A 1,253-nucleotide genomic window follows, 5' to 3' on the forward strand; every position below is an offset into this window, starting at 1 on the left:
TCCCTGAGGTGCCCGGCGTCTCTCCCTGAGACACTCTTGATGTCCCTGAGGTGCCCGGCGTCTCTCCCTGAGACACTCTTGATGTCCCTGAGGTGGTATCCTGTTTTTTTAGTTTTCTTTTATACTGTAAAACCTCTAACTTAGGGGATTTTTCTTTCTTGCTTGTCTTTTCGATTGCCTCCGCCTTCGCTCTTTCCAAATCTGTCTCAAAACGAAACTTGCCTTTTTTTTCATCAAATCTTAAGATGGTCATTGGTTCATTGGAATCCTTTTTCACTAAATGATACCGATTGCCTTTTTTATCCAGTGCGATCAACGGAATGTAATGATCATTGATCTTAATATGGGATCTGCCTGACTCCTCCCACATCAACCCTTTTCCATCTGGCGCAGAAAGATCACTTGGATTTTTTCGTGTTTCAAACTTGTCCAATTCCCTAACGATTTTTTCCTCTACGGAGTTTGATATGAAAGGAGAAGTCGGTGCTTCAAAATACCATTCTACCCCATTAAAATTCACCGGTAAGATTTTCCCCGCATGACGGGCATAAACATCCAACCGGAACCCGTGCTCTTTGATGGCTGTCATCGTCACTTCAATCAGTTTTCCCTTCATTCGAATAAAACGCTTCGTTTCTTCTCCTTCTTTTGTGACCGTTGTGATCTCGCCTGTACCATAGGCTTGAGGATTTGAATTAACTTCCACGACAAAGACCTGATCTTTATCCAGCTTAACTTTCAAAAGGTCGATTAAGTTTAGTTGTTCAGTTGTAAACGTGGCGGGTCTATAAGCTTCTATGCGATTGCCTTTTTTCATAAATAAACCGCCAAATACCTCCGCAGTTTCCAGATTCGTCACTCGCACATACAGGTGATCATTCACTTTTTTCACCGGCACTTCTAAACCCTTCCACTCGAGCATCTCGATTGATTTTTTTAGCGCTTCTTGCGCCTTCTCCAGTTTTTCGACTCTTTCTAACAAGTCTTTGATTTTCTTGCCTATGTGTAATTCATTTTTGAACTTCACTAATTTCCGAACAATCAACCGCCCTCCGCCTATGAGTGGCTCAAACCCTGGATCAAGATTCTGTGCAAAAGTCAGCACAAGTCTTCTGATCTCAGCCATAGTGGGGAGGAAACTCCTACTGCTTCTGATCACATTGCGAATTCCCCCTCGGGCAAAGGCTCTAGCCACACCTAATGCGAATTTCATATTGAGGGAGGTGACTTGACCGAGTACCGGAATCATGAGT

1 pseudogene is annotated in these 1,253 nt (G+C 43.3%); it reads right to left on the reverse strand.

What is annotated here, in order from left to right:
- Nucleotides 1-1,253: pseudogene (locus tag A5844_RS14175) on the reverse strand (hypothetical protein); the annotation flags it as partial.

The sequence above is a fragment of the Candidatus Enterococcus wittei genome (genome assembly GCF_002140175.1).
Lineage (GTDB): Bacteria > Bacillota > Bacilli > Lactobacillales > Enterococcaceae > Enterococcus_B > Enterococcus_B wittei.